Annotated in this window: 19 protein-coding genes; 15 read left to right on the forward strand and 4 right to left on the reverse strand. The window is 63.4% G+C overall.

The annotated features are described in order from the left end of the window. Window positions 1-262: 262 nt before the first annotated feature. Complete coding sequence (locus tag JQ611_RS39655; RefSeq protein ID WP_212390850.1) at window positions 263-598, reverse strand: VanZ family protein; 336 nt, start codon at window positions 596-598, stop codon at window positions 263-265. A gap of 289 nt (window positions 599-887) precedes the next feature. Here JQ611_RS39655 and JQ611_RS39660 point away from each other — a divergent pair, with 289 nt between their 5' ends. The 3 genes from JQ611_RS39660 (at window position 888) to JQ611_RS39670 (ending at window position 4891) form a co-directional block, all read left to right on the forward strand. Continuing rightward, window positions 888-1694 carry an MBL fold metallo-hydrolase gene (locus JQ611_RS39660; protein ID WP_212270174.1) on the forward strand — a complete coding sequence of 269 codons (807 nt, stop codon included), beginning with the start codon at window positions 888-890 and terminating at the stop codon, window positions 1692-1694. 100 nt (window positions 1695-1794) lie between these two features. Beyond that, window positions 1795-3663, forward strand: coding sequence for a molecular chaperone HtpG (htpG, locus tag JQ611_RS39665; RefSeq protein ID WP_212468644.1), 1869 nt, complete (start codon window positions 1795-1797; stop codon window positions 3661-3663). A gap of 73 nt (window positions 3664-3736) precedes the next feature. Next, entirely contained in the window at window positions 3737-4891 is a 1155-nt protein-coding gene (locus tag JQ611_RS39670; protein ID WP_212468630.1) for a DUF3095 domain-containing protein, read from the forward strand. Window positions 4892-4923: 32 nt separating this feature from the next. Here JQ611_RS39670 and JQ611_RS39675 read toward each other — a convergent pair whose 3' ends face one another. After that, entirely contained in the window at window positions 4924-6306 is a 1383-nt protein-coding gene (locus tag JQ611_RS39675) for an MATE family efflux transporter (RefSeq protein WP_212468631.1), read from the reverse strand. 91 nt (window positions 6307-6397) lie between these two features. Continuing rightward, complete coding sequence (locus JQ611_RS39680) at window positions 6398-6949, reverse strand: GNAT family N-acetyltransferase (protein WP_212270177.1); 552 nt, start codon at window positions 6947-6949, stop codon at window positions 6398-6400. Between the two features lie 161 nt (window positions 6950-7110). Here JQ611_RS39680 and JQ611_RS39685 point away from each other — a divergent pair, with 161 nt between their 5' ends. The 10 genes from JQ611_RS39685 to JQ611_RS39730 all read left to right on the forward strand — a co-directional run bounded on the left by JQ611_RS39685 (window position 7111) and on the right by JQ611_RS39730 (window position 14481). Then, complete coding sequence (locus JQ611_RS39685; protein WP_192738198.1) at window positions 7111-7710, forward strand: superoxide dismutase; 600 nt, start codon at window positions 7111-7113, stop codon at window positions 7708-7710. 222 nt (window positions 7711-7932) lie between these two features. After that, entirely contained in the window at window positions 7933-8307 is a 375-nt protein-coding gene (crcB, locus tag JQ611_RS39690) for a fluoride efflux transporter CrcB (RefSeq protein ID WP_212270178.1), read from the forward strand. A 134-nt stretch (window positions 8308-8441) separates the two neighbouring features. Next, window positions 8442-9044: a permease gene (locus JQ611_RS39695; protein WP_212270179.1), complete on the forward strand. Its 603-nt coding sequence runs from the start codon at window positions 8442-8444 to the stop codon at window positions 9042-9044. Window positions 9045-9080: 36 nt separating this feature from the next. Continuing rightward, window positions 9081-9578: a hypothetical protein gene (locus JQ611_RS39700; protein WP_211994268.1), complete on the forward strand. Its 498-nt coding sequence runs from the start codon at window positions 9081-9083 to the stop codon at window positions 9576-9578. 51 nt (window positions 9579-9629) lie between these two features. Further along, the gene (locus JQ611_RS39705; protein WP_212270180.1) at window positions 9630-9827 is read left to right on the forward strand and encodes a hypothetical protein; all 198 of its coding nucleotides are present in this window, start codon (window positions 9630-9632) and stop codon (window positions 9825-9827) included. Between the two features lie 2 nt (window positions 9828-9829). Continuing rightward, a complete protein-coding gene (locus JQ611_RS39710; protein WP_212468632.1) occupies window positions 9830-10606 on the forward strand; it encodes a metal ABC transporter ATP-binding protein in 777 nt (258 codons plus the stop codon). Between the two features lie 5 nt (window positions 10607-10611). Then, on the forward strand, window positions 10612-11481 hold the full coding sequence (locus tag JQ611_RS39715) for a metal ABC transporter permease (protein WP_211994028.1): 870 nt from the start codon (window positions 10612-10614) through the stop codon (window positions 11479-11481). Window positions 11482-11483: 2 nt separating this feature from the next. Continuing rightward, the gene (locus JQ611_RS39720; protein WP_212468633.1) at window positions 11484-12356 is read left to right on the forward strand and encodes a metal ABC transporter substrate-binding protein; all 873 of its coding nucleotides are present in this window, start codon (window positions 11484-11486) and stop codon (window positions 12354-12356) included. 53 nt (window positions 12357-12409) lie between these two features. After that, on the forward strand, window positions 12410-13468 hold the full coding sequence (locus JQ611_RS39725; protein ID WP_212390861.1) for a GTP-binding protein: 1059 nt from the start codon (window positions 12410-12412) through the stop codon (window positions 13466-13468). Then, window positions 13468-14481 carry a WD40 repeat domain-containing protein gene (locus JQ611_RS39730; protein WP_212468645.1) on the forward strand — a complete coding sequence of 338 codons (1014 nt, stop codon included), beginning with the start codon at window positions 13468-13470 and terminating at the stop codon, window positions 14479-14481. The genes JQ611_RS39725 and JQ611_RS39730 overlap by 1 nt, the downstream gene beginning before the upstream one ends. 226 nt (window positions 14482-14707) lie before the next feature. Here JQ611_RS39730 and JQ611_RS39735 read toward each other — a convergent pair whose 3' ends face one another. After that, a complete protein-coding gene (locus JQ611_RS39735; protein ID WP_212468634.1) occupies window positions 14708-15658 on the reverse strand; it encodes a hypothetical protein in 951 nt (316 codons plus the stop codon). A gap of 276 nt (window positions 15659-15934) precedes the next feature. Between JQ611_RS39735 and JQ611_RS39740 the strand changes: the two genes are divergently transcribed. Together JQ611_RS39740 and JQ611_RS39745 are read left to right on the forward strand one after the other, a co-directional pair. Beyond that, window positions 15935-16651 carry an MgtC/SapB family protein gene (locus tag JQ611_RS39740; protein WP_212270186.1) on the forward strand — a complete coding sequence of 239 codons (717 nt, stop codon included), beginning with the start codon at window positions 15935-15937 and terminating at the stop codon, window positions 16649-16651. A 93-nt stretch (window positions 16652-16744) separates the two neighbouring features. Beyond that, the gene (locus tag JQ611_RS39745) at window positions 16745-17077 is read left to right on the forward strand and encodes a hypothetical protein (protein ID WP_212468635.1); all 333 of its coding nucleotides are present in this window, start codon (window positions 16745-16747) and stop codon (window positions 17075-17077) included. Window positions 17078-17080 lie beyond the last annotated feature (3 nt).

Below are 17080 nucleotides of genomic sequence, written 5' to 3' on the forward strand. Positions count from 1 at the left end.
GCGCTGGTCGGCATGTTCCAGAAGAACTTCGCCAAGTTCGAAGCCCAGGTCGATGCCGATGTCCGCGCTGCTGCGCCTGAAGTGAAGCTCGCGGCGGAGTGACCAACGGCATGACCGTCCCGTGTCGCTGGAAATAATCGGCGCCTGTTTTGGGATCCAAACAGGCGCCCCACAAGAAACATCGACGGGGCAAGGCTATTTGAAATAGTGGCTATTTGAAATAACGCCTATTTAAATAGCCGTAAAACCGAATCGAAATGCGCTATTTGGCGTGGCCGATTTTGCCCCTTAGCAGCATGACTGCCAATCGTCCGGCGCCAATCCCGCAGATGCCGCCCGCCACCTTCACGGCCGCATCAAGCAGACGGCCGTGGCGATCCGGCGTCAGCAGTTGCAAGATCTCCAACGCCACTGCGCCTCCGACAACGATCGTGACAACAAAAACCACGCGGTTGGGGTAAGCGAGGGCAAGCGCAAGGCCCAGCAAGGCGAAGGCCGCGAAATGCTCAATCAGGCCTTCGGCAAGCACGGGGCGGGCGTGGATCGGCGACAGCGTCGCGAAGGCGATGAATGCCAGCGCCAGCCAGCCCACAATCATGCATAATTTTTGAATGGTCGAGATAATCTGATCCCGTCAATAATTGTTGAGAAAACCCTGGGCGTGGAGATCATCCAACCCGTCCATAGGCGCCGGTTGTGCGCGCCTCGTGCAATAATCACAGCAGCAATAAAAAAGCGAACCCAAGGCAAAACCAGGTCATGTACCGGAACTTACCCTCCAACAGCGCCGAAGCAAGTCAATTGAACTTGAAGGCTAAACTCCCTCTTGTTGATCCGAAACCGCGCATTTGCGAGAGTCGCGTTTCTACCGGATTGGAGTGACGGCGATGCCCTTGTGGACTTGCGAGCAATGCGGTGCCCAGTTTCCGGACAGCGTCGCGCCGCCGGCGGCGTGCCCGATTTGCGAGGACGAACGGCAGTACGTGAACTGGAAGGGCCAGCAATGGCTTTCGCGCGACGCACTGGCGGAGCGCCACAAGCTCGTCTGGCGCGATGATCTCGGTATTTCCGGGATCGCTCTCGATCCGGGCTTCGCGATCGGACAGCGCGCGCTGCTCATTCCCGAGCCCGACGGCTGCGTGATGTGGGATTGCGTGCCCCTGGCCACATCTGATGCGGTGGACCATGTGCGGTCGCTCGGCGGCCTGAAGGCGATTGCGGTTTCGCACCCGCATTATTACGGCGCGGTCGCCGACTGGAGCGAGGCCTTTGGCGGCGTTCCGATCTATCTGCATGGCGACGATCGCCAATGGGTCACGCGGCCGCACGCCGCGATCGTGCCGTGGACCGGCGACAGCCGCCAGATTTCCGATGACATCGTTCTCATCCGCACCGGCGGTCATTTCGCCGGCGGCACGATCCTGCATTGGCGTGCGGGTGCGCAGGGGCGAGGCGCGCTGCTCACCGGTGATGTTGCCATGGTGGCGATGGACCGCCGCTCGCTGAGCTTCATGTACAGCTTCCCGAACTACATCCCCTTGAATGCGAAATCGGTTCAAGGCGTGGCGCGCGCGGTCGCGCCGTTGGCTTTCGACCGCATCTATGGCGCGTGGTGGGGCAAGAACATCGAGGCGGGCGCAAAGGCCGCATTCGATGCTTCGGTCCGGCGCTATCTGGCCGCGATTGCGGATTAGACCGGCCGAGGGTGGGAACCAGCCAGGCCGTCGAACCTTGCCACTCCAGATAGTATCGCTATATCAGGGCTTTCCCACCCATGCTTGATCTCGTGAGCCCCTGATGACCACCACGACTGCCCCCGAATCCCAGCCGTTCCAGGCCGAGGTCGCCGAACTCCTGCATCTGATGGTGCACTCGGTTTATTCGGAAACCGATATTTTCCTGCGCGAACTGATTTCGAACGCGTCCGACGCCTGCGACAAGCTGCGCTATGAGGCGATCGCCGCACCCGAGCTGATCACCGATGGCGCGCCGCCCGCGATCCGCATCGTGCCGAACAAGACGGCGAACACGCTTGCCGTGGTCGACAGCGGCATCGGCATGGACCGGCAGGAATTGATCGACAATCTCGGCACCATCGCGCGCTCCGGCACCAAGTCGTTTCTGTCGCGCCTGACCGAGGCCAAGGATGGCGCCAACCTGATCGGCCAGTTCGGCGTCGGCTTCTATGCCGCCTTCATGGTCGCCGAGCGCATCGTTGTCACCAGCCGCCGCGCCGGTTCGGACCAGGTCTGCACCTGGTCGTCGTCGGGCGGCAGCGGATTTGAAATCGCGCCCGCCAGCGAGGAGGACGCCGCGCGCATCACGCGCGGCACCGAGATCGTGCTGCATCTGAAAGAGAACGCGCAGAAATATCTCGAGACCTACGAGATCGAGCGCATCGTCCGCGCCTATTCCGACAACATCCAGTTTCCGATTGAGCTGGTGCCGGAGGAAGGCGAGCCGCGCCAGATCAATTCGGCCAGCGCGCTGTGGCAGCGGCCGAAATCGGAACTGACGCCTGACGATTACAAGGGCGCCTATCAATCGATCGCCGGCGCGTTCGACGAGCCCGCGATGACCTTGCATTACCGCGCCGAGGGCCGCCAGTCCTATGCGGTGCTGCTGTTCGCACCGTCGACAAAACCGTTCGACCTGTTCGACCAGGCGCGCAAGGGCAAGGTGAAGCTCTATGTCCGCCGCGTCTTCATTGCCGACGATGCTGATTTATTGCCGGCTTATCTGCGCTTCATCCGCGGCGTGATCGACAGCGAGGATCTGCCGCTCAATATTTCCCGCGAGATGCTGCAGAACAATCCGCAACTCGCGCAGATCCGCAAGGCCGTCACCAGCCGCGTCGTCACCGAGCTGGAAAATCTCGGCGACAAGGAGCCGGAGGCGTTCGCGAAAATCTGGGATTCGTTCGGGCCCGTAATCAAGGAAGGCATCTGGGAAGATTTCGAGCGGCGCGAAAAGCTGCTGGGCCTGTCGCGCTTCACCACGACATCGGGCGAGAAGCGTTCGCTCAAGCGGTACGTCGAAAACCTGAAACCGAACCAGACCGAGATCTATTATCTCACCGGCGACAGTATCGAGCGGCTGAAGTCGAACCCAAAACTCGAATCCGCCACAGCCCGCGGCATCGAGGTGTTGCTGCTGACCGATCCGGTCGATGCGTTCTGGACTTCGGCGCCGCTCGATTTCGGCGGCAAGCCGCTGAAATCGTTGAGCCAGGGCGATATCGATTTCGGTCTGATCCCGCTGCTGGACGACAAGGCGGACGACAAAAAAGAAGAGAGCACTACGGATGAGGCCGCGACCATCGCCGTCATCAAGGACACGCTCGGGGAACGCGTCTCCGACGTGCGGGCTTCGCAGCGGCTGACGTCGAGCGCGTCCTGTCTGGTGGCCGGCGGCGACGGCCGCGACCGCCAGCTCGAACGGTTGCTGGCGATGCAGAACCAGGGCTCGGTGACCAAGCCGATCCTCGAGATCAATCTGCGTCATCCATTGGTGGCGGCGATTGCCGGGGCCAAGGACGCAGCCGCGGATCTGTCGTTCCTGCTGCTGGAGCAGGCTCAGATCCTCGATGGCGAATTGCCGGAGGACCCGGCGGCGTTTGCGAGCAGGCTCAATCAATTGGTGCTGCGGGGCGTCAAACTGTAGCAGGGGCGAACCCGAATTTGGGTTACGCCGTATCTGTTAGACAGCTTCGGAAAACGGGGTAACTTGCATCGCAATGACCACGCCCGACGGCACCGACATCTTCTACGGCGGCATTCCGGTCTTTCGCGGCTTCACCAGCCTGATGGATCCGGCGCTGTACTCGCCGTTGCCGGATGATTGGACCGTCGGCGTCGCCGACATCGTGGAATCGACCAAGGCGATCGCCAACCAGCGCTACAAGGCGGTCAACATGGCGGGCGCCGCTGTCATCGCCGCCGTGACCAATGCGCTGGATGGACGCGAGTTTCCGTTCGTGTTCGGCGGCGATGGCGCGAGCTTTGCCGTGGCGCCCGCCGATCTCGGCCGCGCGCGCGAGGCGCTGGCGGCGACAGCGACCTGGGTCAGCGAAGGCCTTGATCTTTCGATGCGGGTGGCGCTGGTGCCGGTGAAAGCAATCCGCGCGCAGGGCCTCGACATCAGAGTGGCGCGTTTCGGGCCGTCACCCAATCTATCATACGCGATGTTTTCCGGCGGCGGTCTCGGCTGGGCGGACGCGGCGATGAAGCGCGGCGAATTCGCGGTCCCCGCGGCGCCGGCCGGCGAGCAGCCGGGTTTGTCCGGGCTGTCGTGCCGGTTCGAGGAAATTCCGTCCGCGCGCGGTCTCATTCTTTCGGTGCTGGTGGTGCCGGCAAAGGGCGCCGATCCGCGCGCATTCCGCAAAGCGATCGAAGACATCATCGATCTCGTCGAGCGCAGCCCTGATGCCGGGCGGCCGGTGCCTTCAGGTGGACCCGATATACGCTTTCCGCCGGCGGGCATCGAATACGAGGCGCGTGCCGCGCGCGGCGGGTCGTTGTTGCGGCGCCGCAGTTCCGCGTTGGCCATCGCGCTATGGGCCTATGTCGTGTTGCGCTTCGGCATCAAGGTCGGCAATTTCGTGCCGAAGACCTACATGCAGCAGGTGGTAGAGAATTCCGACTTCCGAAAATACGACGATGGATTGCGGATGATCCTCGATTGTACGCCGGAGCTCGAGCAGGCGCTGGCGCAACGGCTGGCAAAGGCGGCCTCAAACGGTGTCGTGCGTTATGGCTTGCACCGCCAGGACGCGGCGATGATGACCTGCTTCACGCCGTCGGTGATGCGCAGCGACCACGTTCACTTCATCGATGGCGCACGCGGCGGCTATGCCTCGGCGGCGACCGCGTTGAAGGCGATGGCGGCTTGAGCTTCTCGCCGCCACACAACGGGGCTGGATGCTCATTTGCCCCAGCGCGTGAAGCGAATGAACAGCATTGTAGAGAGGCCGTATACGACCATCGCGGCGCCGACGAGGGCGAACAAGGTCCAGGCCGGTGCGCCCGATGACGCCAGCCACCAGCCGCCGAGGCCGACCAGCAGTAGCCGGATGGTGCCGGCCATGACCGGGCCGCCGACCTTTGCCGCGCCCTGCGAGGCGAAGTAGAGGGCGAGGCCGGTGCCGAAGAAGCCGAAGGCCGGACCGGCCCAGGCAAAGTAGGAAGAGGCGGCAGCCGTCACGCCGGGATCGCTGGTAAACAGCGAGATCCAGAGCGTCGGCTTGATCGCGACGACGAGGCCGATAAGGCCGACGGTCAGGCCTGCCGCAGCGGCCGCGGTCCAGGCCACCCGGCGCGCCCGCGCCACGAGGCCAGCGCCAACAGCCATGCCGACCATCGGCACCGAGGCGATGCCGAACGCAAATGCAATCGGGACCAGCAGGAATTCCAGCCGCGAACCCATGCCGTAACCGGCCAGCGTCTCCGTGCCGAGGCCCGCCACGATTTTGGTGAAGATCAAAATCGTCAGGACGGTTTGCAGCGGCGCCAGGCAGGAGATCGCGCCGACTTTAAGGATGTCGACGAACATGTCGCGCTCGAACCTGAAGGCGGCGAAATTCAGCTTCAGCCGGCTCCGGCCGCTGGCGAGGTACCACGCCAGGAAAATCGCGCCCAGCGTGAAGGCGGTGAGCTGACCCGCGGCGACCCCGGGCATGCCAAGCTTCGGCAGGCCGAATAATCCAAGACCGAGGCCGCCGCCGACCACGACCTGAACGACGGCGACGACGATCAGCACGGCCGAGGGAGTGCGCATATCGCCGGTGCCGCGGACCACCGAGGCCAGCGTATTGACCAGCCAGATCGAGATCGCGCCGGAGAACAGCACGTGCGAATATTGCATGGCCTGCTCGAGCACGCCGCCGCGGCCGCCAAGCAGCGAATAGAATTGCCGGCCGAACGCCAGCATGACAACGGTGAAGATCAGCCCGGCGCAGGTGCCGATCATGGCCGCATGCAGCGCCAGCGTCGCGGCGCGATCGCGGTTGCCGGCGCCGAGTGCGCGGCTGATGGCGGAGGACACACCGCCGCCCATCGCGCCCGCCGACATCATCTGCGTCAGCATCACGAACGGAAACACCAGCGCGATCCCGGCCAGCGGCTCGGTGCCGAGCCGGCCGATATAGGAGGTCTCGGCGACCGCCACCAGCGCGGTGCCGACCATCGCGATCGCATTGGGGAGCGCGAGCTTCAGCAGCGTCGGCAGGATCGGCGAGATCAACAGGCTATTGACCGGCGCGGTTGGTGCGGCCGCGGGGCGCAAATCAAGCGGGGCGTCGATCGTCATGCGTCACCGGTTCGTCGGCCAGAAGGCAATATATTATGGCCAACATATTATCGGCAGGCGCAAGCGCAAGCCACCCATCACCGCGCAGGGGTCACCACGGCAGGCCGCATAGGTCGATGACGCCGTCGCGCGGGGCGCGGGTGAAGTCGAATACGAACGGCGCCATCGCCTCGAAACGAATGCGTCCCTCCGGCTGCTCGGCATAGACCTCGCCAGTGAATTTGTGCCACCCGCGGGCCTCGTAGAAGGCGAAATTATGCGGCTCGCAGAACAGAAGAGCAAACTTGATCGCTTCGTGGTCGCGCATGGTCTGGACGGCGGCGCCGAGCGCGAGGCCGGCAAGCCCGCGTCCCCGGAAATCCTCGCGGGTCGCAACCCCGCCGATACCGCCGATATCGACCTTGCGCCCGTTCCAGGTGGCGGTACGGAAATAGACACCGACATGGCAGGCAAGGCCGGGTTTTGACGATTCGCTGGTAGAATCCTGCGGCGCCTCGATCAGCACGCGCAAATCGGCGTGGGCCCATTTGACGTGGCCCCAGGACAGTTTCTCGACCACATGCTTCGGCCAGACCGCATGCATCAGCGGTTCGACCCTCGGCCATGAAGCGTCCCCGTTCAGGACATCGATCTCGATACTCATTTTTCACCCCGCAAAGCCGAATGTCCCGTCATACGCTGGACGCGGAGCATCGTTACCGAAGAAGCCGCCCGCTTTGTCAAATTGCGGTGTTTAAGCGCGATGGAACCTTCTATAAGGGTTCCCGTTACACCACGTCTCCCATCATTTTCGGACATCACCCCATGACCTTCACGCTACCCGATCTTCCCTATGCCCATGACGCCCTTGCCCCCTATATGTCCAAGGAAACGCTGGAATTCCACCACGACAAGCATCACCAGGCTTACGTGACCAACGGAAACAACGCGATCAAGGGGACCGAATTCGAAGGCAAGTCCCTCGAGGAGATCGTCAAGGCCTCGTTCGGCAAGAACCCGGCCGTGTTCAACAATGCCGGCCAGCACTACAACCATCTGCATTTCTGGAACTGGATGAAGCCGAATGGCGGCGGCAGCAAGCTGCCCGGCCGTTTGGAAAAGAAGATCACCGAGGATCTCGGCGGGCTCGACAAGTTCAAGACCGACTTCGCCGCCGCCGGCGTCGGCCAGTTCGGCTCCGGCTGGTGCTGGTTGTCGGTCAAGAACGGCAAGCTCGAAATCTCCAAGACCGCGAACGGCGAGAGCCCGCTGGTTCATGGCGCAACCCCGATCCTCGGCTGCGACGTCTGGGAGCACTCCTACTACATCGACTATCGTAACCGCCGCCCGGACTATTTGAAGGCGTTCGTCGATAATCTCGTGAACTGGGAATATGTCGACCAGCTGTTCGGCAAGGCTTCCTGATTGAGCCCGTCATTCCCCGGTGCGCAATTGCGCATCGGGGGAATCTCGAGATTCCGGGTTCGATGCTTTGCATCGCCCCGGAATGACATCGAGCTAATTTCAGGGGCGGCAGTGCAAAACTGCCGCCCTTATCTTTTGCCTCCCATGCCATCCTTGCAGGCGTCGCGGGCTTGCGGCACAAGCGCTGTTGCCGGGTGATTTCGCGATGTGGAAAATGCTGCGATGAGCTATCTCTTGGTTTTCGTTGGTGGCGGCCTTGGCGCGTCGCTGCGCCATTTCATCAATCTCACCTGCGCCCGCTGTATCGGCACCGGATTTCCCTGGGGCACCTTCATCATCAACATCTCAGGGTCGACCGTGATGGGGCTGATCGCGGGCTATCTCGCCCTCAAGGGCGAGACCTCGCAGCCGTGGCGGCTGTTCCTGATGACGGGCATACTCGGGGGCTACACCACCTTTTCCGCGTTCTCGCTCGATACCGCCGTGCTCTATGAGCGGGGTGAGCTTGGCCTGGCGGCGGCCTACATCCTCGGCTCGGTGGTGCTCTCGATTGCCGGCCTGTTTGCCGGTCTCGCGCTGGTGCGCCACCTGACCTGAAAAGCCCGTGACAGCCTTGCATGGCCATGCCTGAGCGGCGCATGGATGTTTCAGTTGTTCCGTTTGCGTGAGGCCCCGGCCGGGACTAAGCAGGGTTGGACTTTTCACCTGCAGATCCTTGCCGATTCATTGCATTGTCAGAACCCCCATTGAAAGAACCGGTGCCCGCCGACGAACTTGCGGAGGCCGAAGCAGGCCCGCGACGCAAGCGCAAGCCGGTCGGCTGGTCGATGATCTTCATCGCCGTGCTGGTCGCGGTCAGCGCCACGCTGGTCTATCGCCGCGACGGTATCGACGGCGTGCTCAAGATTCTCACCCATGATCTCTGGCTATTCGGCGAGATCCTGCCGCGCGTATTGGCCGGCTGCCTGCTCGGCGCGTTCATTACGGAAATCCTGCCGCACGAGAAAGTGTCGCGATCGCTCGGGCCGAACTCCGGCCTGAAGGGATTGCTGATCGGAACGGCATTCGGCGCCATCCTGCCGGGCGGGCCGTTCACGGCCTATCCGGTGGCGGCGGCGCTGCTCACGGTCGGCGCGGATTTCGGCGCCACCATCGCCATGGTGGTGAGCTGGACGCTGATCGGTTACGGCCGCGCGGTCGCTTGGGAACTACCGATCCTCGGCACCGATTTCACGCTGTGGCGGATCGTGATCTCGCTGCCGATTCCGGTGCTGGCCGGCGCGCTCGGGCGCTTCGTCTATGTGCGGATGTATCCCAAAGGCGAGCCGTCATGAAGGGTGAGCCAACATGAAGGGCGAGCCGTCATGGCGATGAGCGCGCTCATCATCGACATCAGCCTGTGGGGCTCCGTGCTGGTGCTTGGCATCATCGCGTTCCGGCGCGGCCGCGTCGTGGTGGTTTCGGCGGCGCGCGAGGGCGCGATGGATTTCATCAACATCGTGCCGCGGATCGCGCTCGGCGTGATCGGCTCCGGCTACATCGCCGCCGTCATTCCCCCCGAAATCATCACCGGCTGGCTGGGCCCGGATTCCGGCTGGCTCGGCGTGCTTACGGCCGTGATCGCGGGCGGGCTAACGCCGGGAGGCCCGGTGGTCGGCTTTTCCATCGGCGCAGTGGCGCTGAAGGTGGGTGGCGGCTCGCCGCAGGTGATCGCCTATGTCGTCGCCTGGGCGCTGTTCGCCTTCCAGCGGCTGATACTGTGGGAAATCCCGTTCATGCCGGCGCGTTTCGTCTGGTTCCGGGCCGCGGTCTCGGTGCCGTTCCCGTTCCTGGCGGCGGCCTTGGCGATGGCGATCGGGAAGCCGTGAGGGCAGGGCACTTTGGTGGACTCAGGTTATGTTATAATATAACATCTTTGCATGTCTCACTCCCATTCCCACGACCATGCGCACCACCACCACAGCCATGGTCACCCCCATCACCACGACCCGTCGACCCCGCATCCGGCGCAACCGGCGCCGTGGTCGATCCTGCGGATGACGGTGGCGGCGCGGCTTGGCGCGGCGCTGGCGGTCAGCGCCTGTCTGTGGGTAGTCGTGCTGGTGGCGATGAGGTGAGCATGGCGGCGCAGACCCAAATCCAGCCAGCTCAGGTCAAATTCAGCAACGTCACGCTCGGCTACGACCGGCATCCGGCCGTGCACCACCTCAACCTGGAGGTCGCCGGGGGCGCGCTGGTCGCGGTGATCGGGCCGAACGGCGCCGGCAAGTCGACGCTGTTTCGCGGCCTCGCCGGCATCCTGAAACCGCTGGCGGGCTCGATCTCGCTGGGTGGTCTGGACAGCAAGGACATCGCCTACCTGCCGCAGACCGCCGACATCGACCGCAGCTTTCCCATTTCGGTGTTCGATTTCGTCGGCACCGGACTGTGGCGCTCCACCGGCTTCTTCGGCGGTATGGGCAAGAAAGAGCGCGAGCGGATTTTGGCGGGGCTTGCCGCCGTCGGTCTCAACGGTTTTGAGAACCGCCCGATCGGCACGCTGTCCGGCGGCCAGATGCAGCGCATGCTGTTCGCCCGCGTGCTGCTGCAGGACGCGCGCCTGATCGTGCTGGACGAGCCGTTCAACGCCATCGACGCCAAAACATCAGCGGACCTGATCGCGCTGGTCAAACGCTGGCATGGCGAAGGCCGCACCGTGCTGGCGGCGCTGCATGATCTCGACATGGTGCGCAACCATTTCCCCGAAACCCTGCTGCTGGCCCGGGGGCCGGTGGCCTGGGGCGCGACCGCGCAGGTGCTGACGCCGGATAACCTCTTGGTGGCGATGAAGATGTGCGAAGCCTTCGACGACCGGGCCGCGGCCTGCGCCGAAGATGCGCCGTCGCGGGCGGCCTAGCTCCAATGCTCCATGATGCGCTGATCGCGCCTTTCACCGAATTCGAGTTCATGCGCCGCGCGCTGGCGGCCGTGATCGCGCTGTCGCTGGGCGCAGCGCCGATCGGCGTGTTCCTGATGTTGCGGCGGATGAGCCTCGTCGGCGACGCCATGGCGCATGCCATCCTGCCCGGGGCCGCGATCGGCTTTTTGGTCTCGGGCCTCAACCTGTTCGCGATGACGACCGGCGGCCTGATCGCAGGTTTTACGGTCGCGATCCTGGCCGGCGTGGTCGCGCGCACCACCGAACTGAAGGAAGACGCCTCACTGGCGACGTTCTATCTGGTGTCACTGGCGCTCGGCGTCACCATCGTGTCCATCAAGGGCACCAATATCGACCTGCTGCACGTGCTGTTCGGCAACATCCTGGCGATGGACGACCAGACCCTGCTGGTGATCGCCTTCAACGCCACCATCACTTTGCTGGTGTTGGCCGTGATTTATCGCCCGCTGGTGATTGAATGCGTCGATCCGGTGTTCCTGCGCACCGTCAGCCGCGCAGGCGCCCCGGCGCATCTGGCGTTCCTGGCGCTGGTCGTGATCAACCTCGTCAACGGCTTTCACGCGCTCGGCACCTTGCTCGGCGTCGGCCTGATGATCCTGCCCGCGGGCATCGCGCGCTTCTGGTCACGCGACATCACCGGCATGATCTGCATCGCGGTCGCGAGCGCCATGGTGTCGGGCTATGCCGGGCTGGTGCTGTCGTTCCAGACCAAAATTCCGTCAGGCCCTGCGGTCATTCTCGTCGCGGCGGGGATTTATGTGGTGTCCGTGCTGTTCGGCAATGTCAGCGGCCTGGTCCGGCAGCTGTTCCCCGGCCGGCATCTCGAGGCGTAGCGATGCAGCGTTTGTTCTCCCTCATCTGTCTGGTGCTGATCGCCACAGTCGTTCCGGCCAGCGCGCAGGAACGCCTCAAAATCGTCGCCAGCTTCTCCATCCTCGGCGATTTCGTCCGCAATGTCGGTGGCACCAGCGTCAGTGTCACGACGCTGGTCGGTGCCGACGGCGATGCGCATGTCTACTCGCCGACGCCGGCGGATGCGAAAAAGATCGCCGATGCGAAGCTGATTTTCGTCAATGGCCTTGGCTTCGAGGGCTGGCTGCCACGGCTGCTGAAATCCGCCGGGAGCAAGGTTACCGTCGTGACGGCGACGGCCGGCATCGCGCCGCTCAAGCGCGGCTCGGATGCCGACCCGCACGCCTGGCAATCCGTCGCCAACGCCAAAATCTATGTCGGCAATATAAGCGACGCGCTGGCGGCCGCCGATCCTGCCTCAGCCCAGGGTTTTCGTGCCAATGCGGAGGCCTATCTGGCGAAACTCGACGCTCTCGACCGCGAGGCGCGCGAAGCCGTTGCAAAGATCCCGCAAGCCCGCCGCAAGGTGATTTCGACCCACGGCGCCTTCGGCTACTTCGCCGCCGCCTACGGCGTCGAATTCATCGCGCCCGTCGGCGTGTCCACGGAATCCGAGCCCAGCGCCCGCGATATTGCCGGTATTATCACCCAGATCCGGGCGGCCAAAATCCCGGCGGTTTTTCTGGAAAATGTGAGCGATCCGCGCCTGATCCGCCGGATATCGGCCGAGACCGGTGCCAAGGTCGGCGGGACCCTCTATTCGGACAGTTTGACGGCCGAAAAGGGCGATGCCCCCACTTACATTGACATGGTCAGGCACAATATAAAGGCATTGACCAGCGCGCTCGCGAACTGAGAGGCAGGGGCCACCCTGCCGGGAGCGTGGCTGCGATATTTGCCGGAGCTGCCATGTCTGAACTGACTGCCCAAAAAATTCCTGTAACCGTGCTGACGGGCTATCTCGGCGCCGGCAAAACCACGCTGCTCAACCGCATCCTGTCGGAAAACCACGGCAAGAAATACGCCGTCATCGTCAACGAATTCGGCGAGATCGGCATCGACAACGACCTCATCATCGGCGCCGATGAAGAAGTGTTCGAGATGAACAATGGCTGCGTCTGCTGCACCGTGCGCGGCGACCTCGTGCGCATCCTCGACGGCCTGATGAAACGCAAGGGCAAATTCGACGCCATCATCGTCGAGACCACCGGCTTGGCCGATCCGGCGCCGGTGGCGCAGACCTTCTTCGTCGACGAGGACGTGCAGAAGAACGCCCGGCTCGACGCGGTCGTCACCGTGGCCGACGCCAAATGGCTGAGCGACCGTTTGAAGGATGCGCCGGAAGCCAAGAACCAGATCGCGTTTGCCGACGTCATCGTGCTCAACAAGACCGACCTGGTTTCCAAAGCCGAACTCGCCGAAGTCGAGGCGCGGATTCGCGGCATCAACCCTTACGCAAAACTGCACCGCACCGAGCGTTGCAAGGTGGCGCTGGCGGACGTGCTGGAACGCGGCGCGTTCGATCTCGATCGCATTCTCGAGATCGAGCCGGAATTCCTCGATACCGGCGACGGTCATGATCATCACCATGATCACGATCATCACCACGGCCATGACCATCATCATGATCACAGCCACAGCCATGGCGGGCTGAAGCATTACCATGACGAGGAGATGCAGTCGCTGTCGCTGCGCACCGACAAGCCGCTCGATGCGACCAAGTTCATGCCGTGGCTGCAGAACCTTGTCGCCTCCGAAGGACAGAAGATCCTGCGCTCGAAGGGCATCCTCGCCTTCAGCGACGATGACGACCGCTACGTGTTCCAGGGCGTGCACATGATGCTCGAGGGCGACCATCAGCGCAGATGGAAGGATGACGAACGGCGCGAGAGCCGGCTTGTCTTCATCGGTCGCGAATTGCCGGAGCAGATGATTCGCGACGGTTTTGAGAGCTGTATCACCACGTGATGAAACAGTTTGATCCGGGCGAAGGCGCCTCCATCGCTTCGATCACCGACAAGGTGCGGCCGCTTGCGGTCGGCATGCCGATATCGTCGGTGCATTTTCTCGGCGAGACCGCGGTCTTCGTCGGCGCCGAGGAGAAGGCTGCCATCGTCGGCGCCGGCGGGGAGATTTCACCTGTCGATATTCACGGCGGTGCGGTGCTGTGCGCGGCGTCCGACGGCGCGCGCGTCGTTACCGGCGGCGACGACGGCAAGCTCGTCGCGCTCAACGCCAGGGGCGAGGTCGATGTACTCGCAACCGACGCCAAGCGGCGCTGGATCGACAACGTCGCGCTGCACCCCGATGGCGCGGTGGCGTGGTCGGCCGGCAAGATCTCGTACGTTCGCACCAAGGGCGAGGAGAAGTCCTTCGATATGCCCTCGACCGTCGGCGGCCTGGCGTTCGCGCCCAAGGGCCTGCGGCTGGCGGTCGCGCATTACAACGGCGTGACGCTGTGGTTTCCCAACATGGCGGCGAAGCCTGAGTTTCTGGAATGGGCCGGCTCGCATCTGTCCGTCACCTTCAGCCCGGACAACAAGTTTCTGGTGACCGGGATGCACGAGCCGGCGCTGCATGGCTGGCGGCTCGCCGACAACCGGCATATGCGCATGAGCGGCTATCCCGGCCGCGTCCGCTCGATGTCGTGGAGCGCCGGTGGCAAGGCGCTGGCCACTTCAGGCGCCGACACCGTGATCCTGTGGCCGTTCGCCAGCAAGGACGGGCCGATGGGCAAGGAGCCGGCGATGCTGGCGCCGTTGCAGGCGCGTGTCTCGGCGGTCAGCTGTCATCCGAAGCATGATATCCTGGCCGCGGGCTACAGCGACGGTTGCGTGCTGATGGTGCGGATCGAGGACGGCGCGGAGATCCTGGTGCGCCGGAGGGGCAACGCCGCGGTTTCGGCGCTGGCCTGGAGCCCCAAGGGATCGCTGCTCGCCTTCGGCACCGAAGACGGCGATGCGGGGATGGTGGAGCTCTAAATCATCCGCCGGTGCGTGGCGAGACTGGACCGAAGTGCATCCGCGATTGACGGTGCGCTCCCTCTCCCGCTTGCGGGGGAGGGTTGGGGTGTCGCCACGAGTTACCCTGCCCGAGTGGAGAGAGCCCCCACCCGGTGCTTGCGCGCCGACCTAAGAGCGAGCTTCGCTCGTCTCGACCCCGCAAGCGGGAGAGGTCAAGCGAAACACGCGGCGTTAGCAAACCGGCCTACTTCACTTTCCTCCCGGCTTTGACGTAAGCCTCGATGTGGTCAAACGTCTTGCCGGCCGGTTCGAGGTTTTCGAAGGCCGAAGCGGCCTTGTTCATGTTTTCAGCGGTCTTGTCGCGATCCTTCGGGTCGGGTTTGAAGACGGCGAGCATGGTGAGCGCCGTCATATAATTCCCGAACGCCGCTTGCTCGGCCGCGAACAGGTTTTTCAGGCGAGGATCGTTCGCAAAAAAGCCGGTGAAGGTGTTTTTGATGCCGTCGTCGGCTGATGCCAGCGACTGCAACGCCCAAAATCCGCTCGCCAAAGTCAGCACGCGAAAGAATTTGGCGGGCTCGGTTTTGCACTGGTATTTGTCGCAGGCCATCTTGGCCATTACGTTGTCCCGGCCTTCCGCGGTCATGTTCGGTCCGAACTTGCTCTTCATGAATCCCATGCGCATGGCAATGCCCGCCATGTCGTCATCTGCGCTGGAGAAGTTGGCGAGGATTCTTTCAATGAAGCTGGTGTCACCGGATGCCATATAGGCGCCGATCAAGAGGTCGTTGTCGGCGGCATTCGACGACGGCCGCACCACGGCAAGTTTGGCAGGTTGGTTCTTTTCGATTTTCTGCAGCGTGGCTGTGATCTGGTTTTCCTCGGCAAATTTCTGTGCGTCTTCCATGAGGCCGGCGCCGTAGAGCGCCACGAGCTTCACCGATTTGACGTATGAAGAGGCTTCAAGTTGCAGGATGCGCTGCTTCTCCGCAGGCGACGTGCTGAAGATCTGCGCCAGGAATCCAATGACCGCGCTGGGATCGGCGTTTGGGCCGGCTCGCATTTGCGACAGCACGCTGTCGACGCAGGCGGGCTGCTTGGTGCGGTAATAGCCGGTCATGCAGTTCTGGTCCGCAGCCGCGGGCGAGCACTGAATACCGAGCAGCGCGATCGCGGCGTAAAGCATTCTTTTCATGACAATTCCCGATAAATTGGGCGAATCTGTTCGATCCGGGATCGCATCAAGCGCCGTTGCCCGCAGCGAAGCGGATCGTCGCTCGCACCGGACCCGGCGACCGTTAGTCGCCGGAACAGGCCAGATCGTTCAGGCTGTGATAGATTCGTCACCTCTCTCCCCTAGAGCGTTTTCCAGCGAAGTGGATACCGGTTCGCGTCAAGAAAACGCGTCAAAACAAGAATCTAGAGCCCCGTTCCGATTCCATCGGAACGGAAAAGGCTCTAGAAAACCGCCATGCGCTTCCTGACGACCTTCCAGATCGCCGATTTCCTCGACACCCTGGTCAGCCTGACCGCGGCTTTCGTTCTGGGCACCCTGATCGGCGCCGAGCGGCAATACCGGCAGCGGACCGCGGGCCTGCGCACCAATGTGCTGGTCGCTGTCGGTGCGGCCGCCTTCGTCGATCTTGCGATGCATCTGAAGGCTGCCGAAGGCGCGGTACATGTGATCGCCTATGTCGTCTCGGGGATCGGCTTCCTCGGCGCCGGCGTCATCATGAAAGAGGGCATGAACGTCCGCGGCCTCAACACCGCGGCGACGCTCTGGGGATCGGCCGGGGTCGGAGCTTGCGCCGGCGCCGACATGGTGGCCCAGGCGGCGGCGCTGACCGTGTTCGTGGTCGCCGGCAACACCTTGCTGCGTCCGCTGGTCAACGCGATCAACCGCATTCCGATCGACGAACGCGCGTCCGAGGCGACTTACTACTTCAAGCTCGCGGTCAGCGCGGAGGCGTTGCCTGACATGCGCGACCATCTGGTCGAGCGACTGGAGAATGCAAAATATCCGGTCGCTGAACTCAATGTGGTCGAGCATGGCGATGACCTGCTGGAGATCGTCGCCACGCTGGTCTCCACCGCGATCGATCCCAACGAATTGAACGCGGTCGCGGTCGATCTGCAGCGCCAGCCCGGCGTTCGCCATGCCACCTGGGAAGTCAGCACCAAGGATTAGTTTGACTCTTGCCCAGGTTCCGCACGCTGCGGGGCTGGGGAACAATGCGCTACGCCGGCCGTTGTCATCGCGAACAACCATGCGGTGAACGATATGTCTGCCGATCAGAACAAGCGCAGCTACCGGATTGATTTTCTCGTTGCGGCCGCGCTGGTCACGACGGGCCTCGTGATATCAGGTCTGTCGCTGGCCGAGCTGCGCGCGCGCCCGCCGCAACAAATGGCGCAGGCCACCCAGCCGCTGCAATCGACGCCGGGTGCGGAAACCAGGCCGTCGGTGCCTGCGGAGACGACGACCGGCACCCGGCCGTCCAACGTGCCGCCCGAGCCGGCGCGTCCCGATGCCGAGGCGCAGAAGTCCGGCGCCCAGCCCGCGCTGCCGCCCGCACCGGCCGAGAAAACAGCCGAACCGATCAAGCAGAAGTAACCC

Source organism: Bradyrhizobium sp. AUGA SZCCT0182, assembly GCF_018130185.1.
In the GTDB taxonomy this organism is placed as follows: domain Bacteria; phylum Pseudomonadota; class Alphaproteobacteria; order Rhizobiales; family Xanthobacteraceae; genus Bradyrhizobium.